At 61.6% G+C, this 2,124-nt stretch carries 3 protein-coding genes; all 3 read left to right on the top strand.

The window, feature by feature from the left end; all coding sequences use genetic code 11:
* Positions 1 to 378, top strand: a 378-nt coding sequence (locus AC1DS3_RS38005) for a DnaB-like helicase C-terminal domain-containing protein (protein WP_477129288.1), incomplete at its 5' end; no start/stop codon positions are given.
* Positions 379 to 589: 211 nt separating this feature from the next.
* Positions 590 to 1,216: a DUF47 domain-containing protein gene (locus AC1DS3_RS38000; protein ID WP_477129289.1), complete on the top strand. Its 627-nt coding sequence runs from the start codon at positions 590 to 592 to the stop codon at positions 1,214 to 1,216.
* A gap of 13 nt (positions 1,217 to 1,229) precedes the next feature.
* The coding region (locus AC1DS3_RS37995; RefSeq protein ID WP_477129287.1) for an inorganic phosphate transporter at positions 1,230 to 2,124 on the top strand (895 nt) is incomplete at its 3' end.

Genomic DNA, 2,124 nt, shown 5'->3' with positions numbered 1-2,124 from the left:
GGCTCGGGCGGCGGCGAAAACCGCGCTACCGAAATCTCGGAAATCTCGCGCTCGCTCAAGGGCTTGGCCAAGGAACTCAACTGTCCGGTGATTGCACTGTCGCAGCTGAACCGAAGCCTGGAACAGCGCCCGAACAAGCGCCCGGTGATGTCCGACTTGCGCGAATCCGGCGCTATCGAGCAGGATGCCGACGTGATCCTGTTTATTTACCGCGACGAGGTCTACAACCCCGATTCGCAGGACAAGGGCACGTCCGAGATCATCATCGGCAAGCAGCGTAATGGCCCAATTGGCACCGTGCGGCTGACGTTCCTGGGCCAGTTCACCAAGTTCGACAACTTCAGCGGTGGCCCCGCCTTCTTCGACAACGACAACTGAAGCCAGTCTTGGCGCGGCTTGCCGGGCATCGTGGCTCGGTGGCCACAGTTGATCGTGCCTGCCGTGTGTCAAAGTCCCCCGGCATCGCCGCACAAACCTGTAAAATATTGCGTTTTGATGACAGCCGCCCTCGGGCGGCTGTCGTTTAATGCGTATCCGCCTGATTCAGTAACTACCCGCGGCGCCCCCGCGCTTCGACAAGGAACATTCCRTGTTCGGCCGATTCATGCCCACTGAGGGCAAGTTCTTCGAATACTTCAACCAGCATGCTGATTGCGCGGTGACCGCCGCCCGCGAGCTGGAAGTGCTGGTCAACGACCTGCCCAATGCCGAGGCCCACGCCCGCCGCGTGCAGGCCACGKAAAAGAAAGCCGATCGCATCACGCACGACACGATCGACCTGCTGCACAAGACCTTCATCACGCCGCTGGACCGCGATGAGATCCACAAGCTCATCACCACCATGGACGACATCCTCGACCTGATGGAAGACGTGGCTGAAACCATCTCACTGTACGACGTGACCAGCCTGACCGACGAGGCGCGCAAGCTGGCCTCGATCTGCGTGCAGTGTTGCGACCAGGTCAAGATCGCGGTAGGCCTGCTCGAGGACATGAGCAATGCTGGCGCCATCCTGAAGACGGCGCAGCAGATCGACCAGCTCGAGTCCGAGGCCGATCGCGTGATGCGCGCCGCCATGTCCAAGCTGTTCCGCGACGAAACGGACGTCAAGCGCCTGATCAAGCTGAAGGCGATCTACGAGCAGCTCGAAACCATTACCGACAAGTGCGAGGACGTCGCCAACATTCTCGAAGGCATCGTCCTGGAAAACGCCTGAGGCACAAATCGGCATGCAAACMATWCAAATGAGCYTGTGGGTSATCGGCCTGCTGGTSGYKCTCGCSCTGCTGTTCGAYTTCATGAACGGCTTTCACGATGCCGCCAACTCGATTGCCACGGTGGTGTCGACGGGCGTGCTCAAGCCGCACCACGCGGTGGCCATGGCGGCCATGTGCAACGTGGTGGCGATTTTCATCTTCCACCTGAAGGTGGCGGCAACCGTCGGCACTGGCACGATCGACGTCAACATCGTCGATCACTACGTGATCTTCGGTGCCCTGATGGGTGCCATTGCCTGGAACCTGATCACCTGGTACTACGGCATTCCCTCGTCGTCCTCGCACGCGCTGATCGGTGGCCTGGTTGGGGCCGCTGTGGCCAAGAGCGGCACCAGCGCCCTGGTGGGCGGTGGTCTTCTCAAGACCGTGGCTTTTATCGTCATTTCGCCGCTGCTGGGCTTCCTGCTTGGCTCGCTGATGATGGTGATCGTGGCCTGGACATTCTTCCGCACGCCGCCGTCGCGAGTCGATCGCTGGTTCCGCAGGCTGCAACTGGTCTCGGCATCGCTGTACAGCCTGGGCCATGGCGGCAATGACGCGCAGAAGACCATCGGCATCATCTGGATGTTGCTGATCGCCAGCGGCCACGTGGCGCAGGGCGGTGCGGAGCCGCCGATCTGGGTCATCGTTTCCTGCTACGTGGCGATCGGCATGGGCACCATGTTTGGCGGCTGGCGCATCGTGCGTACCATGGGCCAGAAGATCACCAAGCTCAAGCCGGTAGGCGGCTTCTGCGCGGAGACGGGCGGTGCCATCACGCTGTTCATCGCCTCGGCGCTGGGCGTGCCGGTGTCGACCACCCATACCATCACCGGCGCCATCGTCGGCGTGGGCTCGGTGCAGAAGA

The organism is Cupriavidus sp. 01L46, from assembly GCF_056399905.1.
Note: the sequence above shows the minus strand (reverse complement) of the source record. Positions and strands in the feature narration are given on the sequence as shown.